The sequence below is a fragment of the Paracoccus simplex genome (assembly GCF_042648325.1).
In the GTDB taxonomy this organism is placed as follows: Bacteria; Pseudomonadota; Alphaproteobacteria; order Rhodobacterales; family Rhodobacteraceae; genus Paracoccus; species Paracoccus simplex.
Genome location: NZ_JBHRXE010000008.1, coordinates 178,085 through 190,763, shown reverse-complemented (window position 1 = coordinate 190,763; position 12,679 = coordinate 178,085). Strand labels below are relative to the sequence as shown.

Sequence of the window (12,679 nt, the reverse complement as noted above, 5' to 3'; positions counted from 1 at the left end):
AAATTGGCTGGATCACGGCTGGAACTTGTCTTTGGCGGCATGCCGCCCGAAGGGCGCTTGTTGCTTGTCGGCGCCGGCGCCTCGACCGATCTGGAGCCGTTCGACGCGGGCAGGACGCAGATCCTGCAGGGATTTTATCCCGACCACGCGGCCCTGCGCGCCCGCGGTTTCGACGTGGCGACCACGGCGACCGGAGCGTTCGACACGGCGGTGGTCTTCCTGCCGCGCGCGCGGGCGGCGGCGCGGGCCCGCCTCGCCGAGGCCGCCTCGCGGCTGGCGCCCGGCGCGGCGCGCTGGATCGACGGGCAGAAGACCGACGGTATCGATGCGGTGCTGAAGGAGATGCGCGCGCTGGCGCCGGTGGATGAAGTCCATTCGCGCGCCCATGGCAAGATCTTCCGCGTGACCCTGCCGGCGGCCGGCTGGCTGCCTGCGGATTGGGTCGCAAGCGACCATGAGGCGGCGCCCGGCATGGTGACGCGGCCCGGGGTGTTCTCGGCCGACGGGCCGGACCCGGCCTCGCAGGCGCTGGCGGCGGCGCTGCCCGAGAAGCTGCCGACCCGCATCGTCGATCTGGGCGCGGGCTGGGGCTGGCTCTCGGCCGAGATCCTCAAGCATCCCGGCGTCGAGCTGCTGCACCTGGTCGAGGCGGATGCCGCCGCGCTGGATTGCGCGCGGCGCAACATCGCCGACCCGCGGGCCCGCTTTCACTGGGCGGATGCGCTGGACTTCCGGCTGCCCGAGCCGGTGAACGGCGTCATCATGAACCCGCCTTTCCACGAGGGGCGCGCGGCCGATCCCCGGATCGGCGCCGGCTTCATCCGTGCCGCGGCGGGGCTGCTGACCGGGGCCGGGCGGTTGTGGATGGTCGCGAACCGGCACCTGCCTTACGAGCAGGCGCTGCGGGACTGTTTCGCCGACGTCACCGAGCTGGGCGGCGATTCCCGGTTCAAGATCCTGACCGCTTCGGGCGCGCGCCGCGCCGCGGCCGGCCGGACGCAGCCGAAAGGTGGAAGACGATGAGCCTGTCGATCCAGGGCAAGACCGCCATCGTGACCGGGGCCGCGCGCGGCATCGGCCTGGCCATCGCCCGGCATTTCGAGGAGGCGGGCGCCAATGTCATGTTCGCCGACAGCGACGAGGCGGCGTTGGATGCCGAACTGGGCGCCGAAGCCGCCGGCGACGGGCCGATCCGCGCCTTTGCCGGCGACCTTGGCCAGAAGCTGACGCTGGCCAACCTGGTCTCGGCCACCATCGACGCCTTCGACCGGGTGGATATCCTGGTGAATGCGCATCGCATGGTGCAGGGCTGCGATCCTTTGGCGGTGAACGAGGACCAGCTGGCCGAGATGCTGCGGCAGAACATGGTCTCGGGGCTGCGCCTGTCGCAGATGGTCGCCAAGCGCATGATGACGCAGGCCGACGCCGAGGAGAGCGAGGCGATCCAGAACGGCGCCATCGTCAACCTGACCTCGCTGGCTGCCGACTGGCCGCAGCCGCAGATGCTGGCCTATTCCATCGCCAGCGCCGCGCAGGCGCAGGCGACGCGCTCGTTGGCCTCGGCCCTGGCGCCCAGGCGCATCCGCGTCAACGGCGTCGCCTTCGCCAGCATCATGTCGAACAACATGCAGCTGAAGCTGCGCGAGGATCCGGGCCTGCGCGACCGGATGATCGCGGCCACGCCGCTGGGCCGCATCGCCGGCGCGGACGAGCTGGCGGCGACGGTGCAGTTCCTGGCCAGCGACGCCTCGAGCTTTGTCACCGGGCAGATCCTGCGCGTCGATGGCGGGCGCAGCCTGGGCGACCCGCTGGCGCCGGGGGTCTACTAGGACCGCTCCTCCTCCGGATAGGCCGTCTTGCAGGCCTGGACCGCGGCGCGGGCGGAAGGCGTCAGCGCCTGCTTGCGGGCCAGCAGGTTGTCGCGCTTGCGGGTCTCGGCCGCCGGGTCGATCGGCACCCGGTAGCGTTCGGTATCGGTCACGTCGCGCATGCAGGAACGATAGAGGATGCGGGCATTGCCGTCCTTGTCGCGCACCACATAGGGGCAGTCGTCCCATTCCGCGCGGGTGACGCTGCGCTCCTCCCAGGCATAACCGCGCGCCAGGTTGCCTTCGACCTCGGCCAGCAGGCTCGAGATCGTGCGATACTCCCGGGTGTTGCGGCTGATGCATTGCTCTTGCGGCGTGCCGCAGGCTGCGACAACCAGGACAGGCATCAGGGCAAGCAGGATGTTGCGGGTCATGGCCGGGATCTCTAGTTGTTTTGCCCGAAGCATAGGCCCGTCCCCCTGGCGGGGCAATTCACGAATCCGGAGGCAAGCCCATGGAAATGCAGGACGAGCGACAGGAGGCCGCGGTCTGGTTCCGGGCCTTGCGCGACCGGATCGTCGCGGCCTTCGAGGCGCTGGAGGAGCGCGGTCCCGGCTCCGTCCCGCCCGGCCGTTTCGAAATGCGCGAGACCAAGCGCGGCGAGGAGGGCGGCGGCGGCCTGATGTCGGTGATGCGCGGCGGCCGGGTCTTTGAGAAGGTGGGCGTGAACTGGTCGGCGGTGCATGGCGACCTGTCCGCCGCCGCCCGCCAGTCCATGGCGGCGCGCGGCGTGCCGGGGATCGAGACCGACCCGCGCTTCTGGGCCTCGGGCATCAGCCTGGTCGCGCATATGCAGAACCCGCATGCGCCGGCGGTGCATATGAACACCCGCATGTTCTGGACCCCCGGCGCCTGGTGGTTCGGCGGTGGCGCCGATCTGAACCCTTGCCTGGAAGTCGCCGAGGACACGGCGCATTTCCACGCCACCCTGCGCGACGCCTGCGCGGCCCATGGCGCCGATTACTACGACCGCTTCAAGGCCTGGGCGGACGAGTATTTCTTCATCCCGCATCGCGGCCGGGCGCGGGGCGTGGGCGGCATTTTCTACGACGACCTGAACAGCGGCGACTGGCGTGCCGATTTCGCCTTTACCCGGGCGGTGGGCGAGGCCTTCCTGCCCGCCTTCCTGCCCCTGGCCGAAAAGCGCATGGCCCAGCCCTGGGGCGAGGCCGAGAAGGATGCGCAGCTGGTCCATCGCGGCCTTTATGCCGAATACAACCTTGTCTATGACCGCGGCACCAAGTTCGGCCTGGCCTCCGGCCACGACCCCGAGGCGGTGCTGATGAGCCTGCCGCCGCTGGCGAAATGGGTCTGATGCGGGACTGGCCCGACCTCTACCTGATGCGGCACGGCCAGACCGAATGGAACGTCCAGGGGCGGATGCAGGGCCGGCTGGATTCGCTGCTGACGCCGCTGGGCGTCATGCAGGCGCGGCGGCAGGGCTGGCTGGTGCGCGACCTGCGCGGCCTGACGCGCCATGCCAGCACCGCCGGGCGGGCGCAGCAGACGGCTCGGATCGTGTTCGCGGGGCAGGATTTCGTCAGCGACGAACGGCTGCACGAGATCGACATCGGCGACTTCACCGGCCGGCTTTGGCACGAGCTGCGCGCCGAGCGCCCCGAGCTTTTCGCGGGCGGCGGGCTGGACTGGTATGACCGGGCGCCGCAAGGCGAGCATTTCGCCGGGCTGGAGGCGCGCGTCCGGTCCTTTCTGCAGGATCTCACCGCCCCGGCGCTGATCGTGACCCACGGCATCACCCTGCGCATGATCCGGCTGGTGGCGATGGGGTTGCCGCGCGAACGGCTTGCCGAGATGCCGGTTGCGCAGGGCGCGCTGCATCTCGTCAGCCGCGGCCGGCACCGGATGTTCTTCTAGGCGCGGGGTGGCAGGGGGCGGGCCGGGTTTCCGACCACCGTGGCATTGGGCGGCACATCCCGCGTCACCACCGCCCCGGCGCCGACGATGGCACCGTCGCCGATGGTCACGCCGGGCAGGACGACCGCGCCGCCGCCGACCCAGACATCGTCGCCGATGGTGATGGGCTTGCCCCATTCCAGACCCGCCGCGCGGCCGGCGGCGTCACGCGGCCGGTCCTCGGTCAGCAACTGCACGGCGGTGCCGAACTGGCAGCGCGCACCGATCCTGATCTCGCAGATATCCATGAAGAAGCAGCCGTAATTGACAAAGCAGTCCGGCCCGAAATGGATGTGCTTGCCGTAATCGACATGAAAGGGCGTGCGGATCACCGTGCCGTTCCAGGTGCCCAGCAGCTGGGTCAGGGTGCGGGCGCGGGTCTTGTCGCCGATGATCGTGGCATTGTAGTCGCGCATCAAGCCCTGTGCGACCTTGCGCATCGCCACCAACTCGCCGTCGCCCGGTTCATAGGGGCGGCCGGCCAGCATGTCCTCATGCGCCGTCAAATGAATCCAAGCTCCAGTCGGGCTTCGTCGGACATCATGTCCATGCCCCATTGTGGCTGAAAGGTCATCTCGACATCCACTTGCTTGACGCCGGGCAGGGGTTCGATGGCATCGGCAACCCAGCCGGGCATTTCGCCCGCGACGGGACAGCCCGGCGCGGTCAGGGTCATGACGATGCGTACGGCGTTTTCCTCGCTGATGTCAATGGTATAGATCAGCCCGAGGTCGAAGATGTTCACCGGGATCTCGGGGTCGTAGACGGACTTGCAGGCCTCGACCACGCTTTCATACAGCGGATGCTCGGTGGTTGACGGCGCGATCAGTGGATCGCCTTCCTTGAGGGTGTCTTCGGTCATGCGGCACGTCCTGTCAAAAGCCTGACGTGTATATAGGACCTGGACAGGGCAGGGTCCAGTGCGCTGCCTAGAAGCGGAAATTCAGCCGACGCGCCACGCCGATGCTGATCGAGGGCTGGTTGCGCGTCTCGACCAGCGGGCTGTCGCCGGCATCGCCCAGCAGCCGGCCATAGGTCACGCGGCCCATCAGCGCCGTGTCGGGCAGGAATTCATAGCGGGCCTCGACGCTGAGCCGGGCGATATAGGCGCCGCCATCGGGATCATAGGCGCGATGGCCGCTGGAAAGCGATTCGTCCGCGGTGACGCCGAAATAGGTGCCGGTGAAGTCGTCGCTGCCCATGCCCAACTCGGCCCCGGTCCACAGCGTCAACTTGTCGCTGGCCTCGAAGCGATATTTCGCGCCCAGCTCGCCCACCACGCCGTGATGGCCGCCGAAGCCCTTGCGGATGGCGCCATAGCTGGTCAGTTCGCCCATGCGATAGGACAGCTTCACCCCGATCTCGCCGGCATAGCCGATGTCGTCCATGCCGCGCAGGTCGTCGTAATCATCGGCGTCGCGCTTGCCGACATAGTTCAGCGACGGCAGGACCGAGAACCCGTCCGGCTTGTCGCGGTCGGCATCGGCATTGCGCAGGATGAACCAGGGCGAGGGGTCGAGATTGTCCGAGCCGATGAACTCGGGGCTGTATTTCACCCCCAGGCCGGCATCGAAGGAAAACTCACGTTCGCCCAGGGACTCTGCCATGACCGGCGTGCTCAGCGCGGTGGCAGAGAGCAGGGCGAACGCGATCATCCGGGTCATGGGCGAATCCTTATCGAAGGTGTCGAAACGCATTGAGCGAAACCGGCCAGCGGAGCAAGCCCGCAATGCGCCGCAAGGGGCGAAAAGCGGGAATGTGTGACATTCAGGCGCGTTCCGCCGCCTCCAGCCGCTCCAAGGCCTCCATCCACAGCGACTCGGCGCGCAGCATGGCCTCGCTGGCCTCGGCATGCTTGCGGCCCCATTGCTCGGCCTTCTGCGCATCGTCATAGGTCGCCGGATCGGCCATGATGGCGTCCAGCTTCTCCAGCATGGCGGTCAGCTTCTCGACCCGCTCCTCGGCACGCCTGGCGTCGGCGCGCAGCTCCAGAACCTGGTCGCGCGAGGGGCGTTTCGTCGCCGGTTTCTCGGGTTTCGGGGCGGGCTTCTCCTCGCCGGAGAGCAGCATCCGGCGGTAATCGTCCAGATCCCCCTGCCACGGGCTGACCCCGCCCTGATCGACCAGCCACAGCCGGTCGGCCACCAGGTTCAGCAGGTGCATGTCGTGGCTGACCAGCACCACGGCGCCGGTATAGTCGTTCAGCGCCTCGGTCAGCGCCTCGCGGCTCTCGATGTCCAGGTGGTTGGTCGGTTCGTCGAGAATTAGCAGATGCGGCGCGTCGATGGTCGCGAGCAGCAAGGACAGCCGCGCCTTCTGCCCGCCCGAAAGCTGGCCGACGCGGGTCTCGGCTTGCGCCTCCATCAGCCCGAACCCGGCCAGCCGGGCGCGCAGCTTCGCCGGCGGTTCGTCCGGGCGCAACCGGCGGACATGGGCGATGGGGGTCTCGCCCAGGTCCAGCTCATCGACCTGGTGCTGGGCGAAATAACCGATGCGCAGCTTGCCCGAACGCGCGATCCGCCCCTCCATCGCCTCCAGCCGCCCGGCCAGCAGCTTCGACAGCGTCGACTTGCCCTGGCCGTTGCGCCCCAACAGCGCGATGCGGTCGTCCTGGTCGATGCGCAGCGCCAGCCGGCGCAGCACCGCCCGGCCGTCATAGCCGACCGTCACCCCGTCCAGCGAGACGATGGGTGGCGACAGCTGGTCGGGCTGCGGAAAGCCGAAGCGGTGGAACTTGGCTTCCTCGGGGGCGGTGATCGGCTCCATCCGTTCCAGCATCTTGATGCGGGCCTGCGCCTGCCGGGCCTTGGTGGCCTTGGCGCGGAAGCGGTCGACGAAACTTTGCAGATGCGCGCGGCGGGCGTCCTGCTTCTTCGCCTCGGCGGCCTGCAAGGCGCGCTTCTCGGCCCGGGTGCGTGCGAAGATGTCGTAGCCGCCCGAATAGAGCACCAGCTTGCGGTCCTCGAGATGCAGGATATGGCCCACGGCGCGGTTCAGCAGGTCGCGGTCGTGGCTGATGACGATGACGGTATGCGGATAGCGCTGCAGATAGCTTTCCAGCCACAGCGCGCCTTCCAGGTCCAGGTAGTTGGTCGGCTCGTCCAGCAGCAAGAGGTCGGGTTGCGAGAACAGCACCCCCGCCAGCGCCACCCGCATCCGCCAGCCGCCGGAATAGTCGGCGGTCGGCCGGGCCTGGTCCTCGGTCGAAAAGCCCAGGCCGCGCAGGATGGTCGCCGCCCGCGCCTCGGCCGACCAGGCGTCGATATCGGCCAGCCGGGTCTGGATCTCGGCGATGCGATGGGCGTCGGTGGCGGTCGCCGCCTCGGCCATCAGCCCGGCGCGTTCCGTATCGGCCGCCAGCACCGTGTCCAGCACGCTGGTCGCGGTGCCGGGCGCCTCCTGCGCGACGCCGCCGATGCGGGCGCGCGGCGGCAGGGCGATGGCGCCGCCGTCAAGGCCCAGCTCGCCCCGGATCAGCCGGAACAGCGTGGTCTTGCCGGCGCCGTTCGGGCCGACCAGGCCGACCTTGTGGCCGTCCGGGATGGTGGCCGAGGCGTGCTCGAACAGCGGCCGTCCGGCGATGGAATAGGATATGTCGTCGATGCGCAGCATGCGCCCCGCATGGCGCAAGCGGCGGCGGGCGTCAATGCCGACATCAAAGGCCCGCGTCGGGGTGCGGGCCGGGGCCGCGCCGGCTTTTCAAGCGCCGCCGCCCATGCTAACGGGGCGCGGATTTCCGGGCCATCGCGGCCGGAACAAGGAAAAGGACGACCCCCATGGCCATCGAACGCACGCTCTCGATCATCAAACCCGACGCCACCAAGCGCAACCTGACCGGCAAGATCAACGCCAAGTTCGAGGATGCCGGCCTGCGCATCGTCGCGCAGAAGCGCATCCACCTGTCGCCCGCCCAGGCCGGCCAGTTCTACATCGTCCACAAGGACCGCCCCTTCTACGGCGAGCTGGTCGAGTTCATGGCCTCGGGCCCGGTCGTGGCGCAGGTGCTGGAAGGCGAGAACGCCATCGCCAAGAACCGCGAAGTGATGGGCGCCACCAACCCGGCCAATGCCGACGAAGGCACCATCCGCAAGGAATTCGCCCTCTCGGTCGGCGAGAACTCGGTCCACGGTTCGGACGCGCCGGAAACCGCGAAAGAGGAAATCGCCTTCTTCTTCTCGGGCCTCGAACTGGTCGGCTGAGCCCCGGGGTCTTCGATCCCCACCCCCTCAACGGAAAGGCCGCCCATCGAGGCGGCCTTTTTGCATCGCGCTTTCACCGTTTCCCAAATACCCGGAAAAGGCGCCCGCCGGGGCGGGCGTCTATCGCCGTTTCGCGGTCAGCTCGAAGCCGATCTCGACGCCGAAACCGACGGTGCTTTCATCGGCATAGCCGGCGCCGATGCCGAAATCGCGGCGATCGACGCGCATCTGCCCCTTCGCCTGGGCCACATCGCCCTGAAGCGTCAGCGCGAAGGGCAGGTCGGCCTCGACGGTCTGGCCGGCAATGGCCAGCCGGCCCTGCGCGACATGCGGCTGGCCCTCGGCCGGGGGCGGCAGGATCTCGGCCTCGAAACGCGCGGCGGGATGGGCGGCGGCGTTCAGGAAATCCGGGCCCTTGGCCGCGTCGCTGACCGCGTCCAGCGTCAGCGAGGCGATGTCGACATCGACCGTCACCCGCCCGGTCTGGGTTTCCGGGTCATAGGCGATGTCGGCCTGCCATTGCCCGAACTGCCCGGTGACCGCGTTCCCGGCCTGGGTGACCTCGATCTCCAGCTTGCCTTGCTCCACGACCCAATCGGATCCGGCGGTGGCCGCGGGGGCGGATGCGGCGGCTGGCGCTTCCTGCGCCTCCGGGGTGGCGGTGGGAATGAAGGCCGGCGTGATCCAGATCGCCAGCCCCACCAGGGCGGCCAGAACATGCGGCAGGAGGCCGGGCTGCGCGGCCGGGGGCTCGGGCGCGCGCTCGGGATTGCCGGCCATGCGGCGCATGGTGCCGTCGCGGTCGAGGATCGCGTGCTTCAGCGCCCCCGCGACATGCAGCAGGATCAGCCCGGCCAGCAGCCACCAGCCGAATTCGTGGAAGGCCGCGAAACGTTCCGACAGCGCCGCGTTCTCGGGGACGAAGGGCAGGCGCTGGCCGAAGGGCCAGAGGATGCGGGCAAAGCCGCCCGGCGCGGCCGAGTGCAGAAGCCAGCCCGACAACGGCATGACGACCATGCCGATCCATAGCGCCCAATGCACCGCCTCGGCGCCGAAGCTCTCCAGCCGCCGCTCGGGGTGCAGCGGGCGCGGCTTCGGCTGGGTCAGTGCCCACAGGATGCGCAGCGCGGCCAAGGCCAGCGCCGCCATGCCCACGGTCTTGTGCACGGAATAGGCGGTGAAGATCGCCTGCAGCTGCGATTCCCCGCCCTCGGGCAGGGTGTCGGCGTAAAGCCCGATGGCGATGGCGGCCAGGATCAGCACCGCGACCGTCCAGTGGAACATGCGGGCGACCCAGCCATAGGCGCGGGCGGTGTTGCTGGCTTTCATCGGATTTCCCCCATCGCTTCGCGCCAATGCCGCCGGCAAAGCGAGACATAGGTTTCATTGCCGCCGATCTGCACCTGCGCGCCCTCGCGCAGCGCGCGGCCCTGTTCGTCCTGGCGCACGACCATGGTGGCCTTGCGGCCGCAATGGCAGATGGTGCGCACCTCGCGCAGGTCGTCGGCCAGCGCCAAAAGCGCCGCCGAGCCGGGAAACAGCCGGCCGCGGAAATCGACCCGCAGCCCGTAGCACATCACCGGCTGGCCAAGGTCGTCGGCGACGCGGGCCAGTTGCCAGACCTGCTGCTCGGTCAGGAACTGCGCCTCGTCGACGAAAATGCAGGCGACGTCGCGGCCTTCGGCCTGGATCAGAGAGAAAAGGTCGGCATCGGGGGTGAAACCCAGCGCCGATTCGGCGATGCCGATGCGGCTGGCGATGCGCCCCGGGCCGGCCCGATCGTCCAGCGCCGCGGTCAGCAGCAGCGTCGCCATGCCGCGTTCGCGGTAATTGTAGGACGCCTGCAGCAACAGCGTGCTCTTGCCGGCATTCATCGTGGAATAATGAAAATAAAGCTTGGCCATGCCGGCAGATAGCCGCGCCGGGCCGGAGGTCGCAAGCCGCCGTGCGATGACGGCGGCTCACGTTTGCGCGCATCCCGGCGGGATCAGGCCCGCGGCGCCGATTTCGGCGCGCGCGAGGGCCGGCGGGCCGGGCGCTTGCGCGCCGCGCCCTGGGCCGGGCGACCGGCCGGGCCGCCGCGTTCGCGGATCTTGGCCGCCTCGAAAGGCTCCTCGCCGCCGACCACGGCGATCTTGGCCTTCATCGCCTTCTCGATGGCGCGCAGCTCGCCGATCTCGGCCGGGGCGCAGAAGGCGATGGCGCGGCCGTCGCGGCCGGCGCGGGCGGTGCGGCCGATGCGGTGCACGTAGTTTTCCGGCACGTTGGGCAGGTCGTAGTTATAGACATGCGCCACCTCGGGGATATCGAGGCCGCGCGCCGCCACGTCGGTCGCGACCAGCACCTTGGTGTCGCCGGCGCGGAAGCCGGCCAGGGCGCGCTCGCGCTGGCCCTGGCTCTTGTTGCCGTGGATCGCCGCGACCTTGTAGCCCCATTTCTCCAAAAGTTTCGACAGCTTTTCCGAACCGTGCTTGGTGCGGCCGAAGACGATGGCCAGCTCGTCCACATGCTTGGACAGGTATTCCGCCAGCAGCGCCGCCTTGTCGCCCTGATTGACGAAATGCACGCCCTGGTCGATCTTGGCCGCCGCCTGGCCGGGCGGGTTCACCGCCACGCGCAGGGGATCGTTCAGGTAGCTGTCGGCCAGCTCCTCCATCAGCTTCGGCATGGTGGCCGAGAACAGCAGCGTCTGGCGCTCGCGCGGCAGCATCTTGGCGATGCGGCGCAGCGCGTGGATGAAGCCGATGTCCAGCATCTGGTCGGCCTCGTCCAGCACCAGGTATTTGGTCTGCGACAGGTCCACGGCGCCGCGCTCGATCAGGTCGATCAGCCGGCCGGGGGTGGCGATCAGCACGTCGACGCCGCGCTCCAGCCGCTGGGTCTGCACGTTGATCGAGGCGCCACCGACGACGCGGAACTGCCGGATCGGCGTGCCGATGGCATAGTTGTCGATGTTCTCGGCGATCTGGGTCGCCAGCTCGCGGGTCGGCGCCAGGATCAGCGCGCGGCAGGTCCGGGGCTCGGGCTTGCGGCCGATGTTCAGCAGTCGGGTCAGCATCGGCAGGCCGAAGGCGGCCGTCTTGCCGGTGCCGGTCTGGGCCAAGCCCAGCAGGTCGCGGCCCTCGACGATGCCGGGGATGGATTTTTCCTGGATGGGCGAGGGGGTCTCGATCCCCAGGCCCGGCAGGTTGATCGCCACGCGCGGGTCGATGCCCATGCGGGTGAAGGGGGTGTCGATCTCGGGGATGGCGCGGCGGATGAATTTCTCTTCCGGCTCGGCGCGGTGTCGGCGGTGGTTGGTGTTGGGCTTGTCGTTGCGGACACGCGGCTTGCCGCCCTGCTGGGGGCGGGGATTGCCCGAACGGTTCGGACGGGTGGTCTCGTTGGTCATGTCGTCTTTCGGCCAGGTCGCCCGCGTATCGGCGCGCATGGCTGGGACCGTGCGAAGCGCACGGCTGGTTGCGAGGGGCGGGCGTGGATACGGTGATGCCCGCAGCCTCCCCGCGTGAATGGGAAACTGGAAAATCGGTGCCGACCTTGGCGCAGGGGCGCCGGCTACTCACGCGGCAGCGGGCGGCAACGTGTCGCAAATGAGGGTTCGGACGGCGAAAGTCAAGCGCGGTCTGCGGAATCCATCCAGATCGTCACCGGGCCGTCATTGACCAGCGACACTTTCATGTCGGCGCCGAAGGATCCGGTTTCGACCGCCAGGCCCAGATCGCGCAACGCCTCGGCAAAGCGCCGATACAGCGCCTCGCCGCGCTCGGGTGCCTCGGCCGAGGAAAAGCCGGGCCGGTTGCCGGTGCGGGTGTCGGCGGCCAGGGTGAACTGGCTCACCACCAGCACCGCGCCGCCGATATCCTGGACCGAGCGGTTCATCTTGCCGGCGTCGTCGCGGAAGATGCGCAGCTTGGCGATGCGTGCGGCCAGCTTCGCGGCGGCGTCGTCCGGGTCGCCCTGCATGGCGCAGACCAGCACCATGAGGCCCGGCCCGATGCGGCCGATGCTGCGGCCCTCGACCGCGACCTCGGCTTCCGAGACCCGCTGGATCAGCGCCCGCATGTCACTTGCCCAGCATGATGCCAAGGACGACCAGCATCAGCCCCAGGACCGAGGCCGCCAGCGCCGCCATGTTCACCGCCACGACCTTGCGCATGGCGGCGCGCATTCCGGCATCGTCGCGGATCCGCGCCTTGGCCCGCGCCGCGGTCAGGATGCACCAGGCCAGCGCGACCAGCCCGATCGCCGTCAGCGCGGTTCCGCCCCAGATCAGCCCGTCCCAGATCGTCATGTTTTCGCCTCCGTCTGCCGCTGACGGCCTAGCGGCGATTGCACCCGCCCGCAAGACCGCCTAGACCCGCGCCAAAACCCGAAGGAGCGGAACATGCAGGACGAGAATGCCTATGGCATCGCCGCCGGCGAGCTGCGTCAGTTCATCGAGCAATACGAGCAGCTCGAGGCGGAAAAGAAGGACGTGACCGAGCAGCAGAAGGAGTTGATGGCCGAGGCCAAGGCGCGCGGCTACGACACCAAGGTCATGCGCAAGGTCATCGCGCTGCGCAAGCGCGACAAGGACGACATCGCCGAGGAAGAGGCGATCCTGGAAATGTACAAGGCCGCGCTCGGCATGGCCTGACGCCGCGAAGGGCGCTTGCAGGCGGGGCCGGGCGACCGGCCCTTTTTCATGCGCGGGTTTTC

16 protein-coding genes are annotated in these 12,679 nt (G+C 69.0%); 6 read left to right on the top strand and 10 right to left on the bottom strand.

The annotated features are described in order from the left end of the window. Positions 1–3 precede the first annotated feature (3 nt). Entirely contained in the window at positions 4–1,023 is a 1,020-nt protein-coding gene (locus ACFOMP_RS03875) for a class I SAM-dependent methyltransferase (RefSeq protein ID WP_379027994.1), read from the top strand. Next, positions 1,020–1,829 (top strand): SDR family NAD(P)-dependent oxidoreductase, encoded by an 810-nt coding sequence (locus ACFOMP_RS03870; protein WP_289895075.1) that lies wholly within the window; start codon positions 1,020–1,022, stop codon positions 1,827–1,829. The genes ACFOMP_RS03875 and ACFOMP_RS03870 overlap by 4 nt, the downstream gene beginning before the upstream one ends. Here ACFOMP_RS03870 and ACFOMP_RS03865 read toward each other — a convergent pair. Beyond that, positions 1,826–2,242: a hypothetical protein gene (locus tag ACFOMP_RS03865; protein WP_379027991.1), complete on the bottom strand. Its 417-nt coding sequence runs from the start codon at positions 2,240–2,242 to the stop codon at positions 1,826–1,828. The genes ACFOMP_RS03870 and ACFOMP_RS03865 overlap by 4 nt on opposite strands. Positions 2,243–2,322: 80 nt before the next feature. On the opposite strand from ACFOMP_RS03865, the gene hemF reads away from it, so the two are divergent. Both hemF and ACFOMP_RS03855 read left to right on the top strand, forming a co-directional pair. Beyond that, positions 2,323–3,183: an oxygen-dependent coproporphyrinogen oxidase gene (hemF, locus tag ACFOMP_RS03860; protein ID WP_379027989.1), complete on the top strand. Its 861-nt coding sequence runs from the start codon at positions 2,323–2,325 to the stop codon at positions 3,181–3,183. Further along, entirely contained in the window at positions 3,183–3,743 is a 561-nt protein-coding gene (locus ACFOMP_RS03855) for a histidine phosphatase family protein (protein WP_289895078.1), read from the top strand. The genes hemF and ACFOMP_RS03855 overlap by 1 nt, the downstream gene beginning before the upstream one ends. Here the strand turns inward: ACFOMP_RS03855 and ACFOMP_RS03850 are convergent. The 4 genes from ACFOMP_RS03850 to ACFOMP_RS03835 all read right to left on the bottom strand — a co-directional run bounded on the left by ACFOMP_RS03850 (position 3,740) and on the right by ACFOMP_RS03835 (position 7,394). Continuing rightward, entirely contained in the window at positions 3,740–4,288 is a 549-nt protein-coding gene (locus ACFOMP_RS03850) for a sugar O-acetyltransferase (RefSeq protein ID WP_289895079.1), read from the bottom strand. The genes ACFOMP_RS03855 and ACFOMP_RS03850 overlap by 4 nt on opposite strands. Continuing rightward, complete coding sequence (locus ACFOMP_RS03845; protein ID WP_019352663.1) at positions 4,285–4,644, bottom strand: SUF system Fe-S cluster assembly protein; 360 nt, start codon at positions 4,642–4,644, stop codon at positions 4,285–4,287. Before ACFOMP_RS03845 ends, ACFOMP_RS03850 begins: the two co-directional genes overlap by 4 nt. A 67-nt stretch (positions 4,645–4,711) precedes the next feature. Continuing rightward, entirely contained in the window at positions 4,712–5,446 is a 735-nt protein-coding gene (locus tag ACFOMP_RS03840) for a MipA/OmpV family protein (RefSeq protein ID WP_289895080.1), read from the bottom strand. Between the two features lie 103 nt (positions 5,447–5,549). Continuing rightward, positions 5,550–7,394 carry an ABC-F family ATP-binding cassette domain-containing protein gene (locus ACFOMP_RS03835; protein ID WP_379027986.1) on the bottom strand — a complete coding sequence of 615 codons (1,845 nt, stop codon included), beginning with the start codon at positions 7,392–7,394 and terminating at the stop codon, positions 5,550–5,552. A gap of 164 nt (positions 7,395–7,558) precedes the next feature. Here ACFOMP_RS03835 and ndk point away from each other — a divergent pair, with 164 nt between their 5' ends. After that, positions 7,559–7,981, top strand: coding sequence for a nucleoside-diphosphate kinase (ndk, locus tag ACFOMP_RS03830; protein WP_289895082.1), 423 nt, complete (start codon positions 7,559–7,561; stop codon positions 7,979–7,981). A gap of 120 nt (positions 7,982–8,101) precedes the next feature. Here ndk and ACFOMP_RS03825 read toward each other — a convergent pair whose 3' ends face one another. The 5 genes from ACFOMP_RS03825 to ACFOMP_RS03805 form a co-directional block, all read right to left on the bottom strand. Beyond that, a complete protein-coding gene (locus tag ACFOMP_RS03825) occupies positions 8,102–9,310 on the bottom strand; it encodes a cytochrome b/b6 domain-containing protein (protein ID WP_379027984.1) in 1,209 nt (402 codons plus the stop codon). Continuing rightward, positions 9,307–9,885: a thymidine kinase gene (locus ACFOMP_RS03820; RefSeq protein ID WP_289895084.1), complete on the bottom strand. Its 579-nt coding sequence runs from the start codon at positions 9,883–9,885 to the stop codon at positions 9,307–9,309. Before ACFOMP_RS03820 ends, ACFOMP_RS03825 begins: the two co-directional genes overlap by 4 nt. Positions 9,886–9,968: 83 nt before the next feature. Next, positions 9,969–11,411, bottom strand: a complete 1,443-nt coding sequence (locus tag ACFOMP_RS03815; protein WP_379027982.1) for a DEAD/DEAH box helicase — start codon at positions 11,409–11,411, stop codon at positions 9,969–9,971. Between the two features lie 182 nt (positions 11,412–11,593). After that, positions 11,594–12,043 (bottom strand): D-aminoacyl-tRNA deacylase, encoded by a 450-nt coding sequence (gene dtd, locus ACFOMP_RS03810; protein WP_289895086.1) that lies wholly within the window; start codon positions 12,041–12,043, stop codon positions 11,594–11,596. Position 12,044: 1 nt separating this feature from the next. Next, complete coding sequence (locus ACFOMP_RS03805) at positions 12,045–12,272, bottom strand: hypothetical protein (RefSeq protein WP_289895087.1); 228 nt, start codon at positions 12,270–12,272, stop codon at positions 12,045–12,047. Positions 12,273–12,365: 93 nt separating this feature from the next. Here ACFOMP_RS03805 and ACFOMP_RS03800 point away from each other — a divergent pair, with 93 nt between their 5' ends. Next, entirely contained in the window at positions 12,366–12,617 is a 252-nt protein-coding gene (locus ACFOMP_RS03800; protein WP_289895088.1) for a DUF2312 domain-containing protein, read from the top strand. Positions 12,618–12,679 lie beyond the last annotated feature (62 nt).

Bases quoted from the DNA above. Each gene is read 5' to 3' on its own strand.
- ACFOMP_RS03870 (WP_289895075.1), top strand. From the start codon at position 1,020: ATGAGCCTGTCGATCCAGGGCAAGACCGCCATCGTGACCGGGGCCGCG.
- ACFOMP_RS03865 (WP_379027991.1), bottom strand. From the start codon at position 2,242: ATGACCCGCAACATCCTGCTTGCCCTGATGCCTGTCCTGGTTGTCGCA.
- hemF (WP_379027989.1), top strand. From the start codon at position 2,323: ATGGAAATGCAGGACGAGCGACAGGAGGCCGCGGTCTGGTTCCGGGCC.
- ACFOMP_RS03855 (WP_289895078.1), top strand. From the start codon at position 3,183: ATGCGGGACTGGCCCGACCTCTACCTGATGCGGCACGGCCAGACCGAA.
- ACFOMP_RS03845 (WP_019352663.1), bottom strand. From the start codon at position 4,644: ATGACCGAAGACACCCTCAAGGAAGGCGATCCACTGATCGCGCCGTCA.
- ACFOMP_RS03840 (WP_289895080.1), bottom strand. From the start codon at position 5,446: ATGACCCGGATGATCGCGTTCGCCCTGCTCTCTGCCACCGCGCTGAGC.
- ACFOMP_RS03835 (WP_379027986.1), bottom strand. From the start codon at position 7,394: ATGCTGCGCATCGACGACATATCCTATTCCATCGCCGGACGGCCGCTG.
- ndk (WP_289895082.1), top strand. From the start codon at position 7,559: ATGGCCATCGAACGCACGCTCTCGATCATCAAACCCGACGCCACCAAG.
- ACFOMP_RS03825 (WP_379027984.1), bottom strand. From the start codon at position 9,310: ATGAAAGCCAGCAACACCGCCCGCGCCTATGGCTGGGTCGCCCGCATG.
- ACFOMP_RS03820 (WP_289895084.1), bottom strand. From the start codon at position 9,885: ATGGCCAAGCTTTATTTTCATTATTCCACGATGAATGCCGGCAAGAGC.
- ACFOMP_RS03815 (WP_379027982.1), bottom strand. From the start codon at position 11,411: ATGCGCGCCGATACGCGGGCGACCTGGCCGAAAGACGACATGACCAAC.
- dtd (WP_289895086.1), bottom strand. From the start codon at position 12,043: ATGCGGGCGCTGATCCAGCGGGTCTCGGAAGCCGAGGTCGCGGTCGAG.
- ACFOMP_RS03805 (WP_289895087.1), bottom strand. From the start codon at position 12,272: ATGACGATCTGGGACGGGCTGATCTGGGGCGGAACCGCGCTGACGGCG.
- ACFOMP_RS03800 (WP_289895088.1), top strand. From the start codon at position 12,366: ATGCAGGACGAGAATGCCTATGGCATCGCCGCCGGCGAGCTGCGTCAG.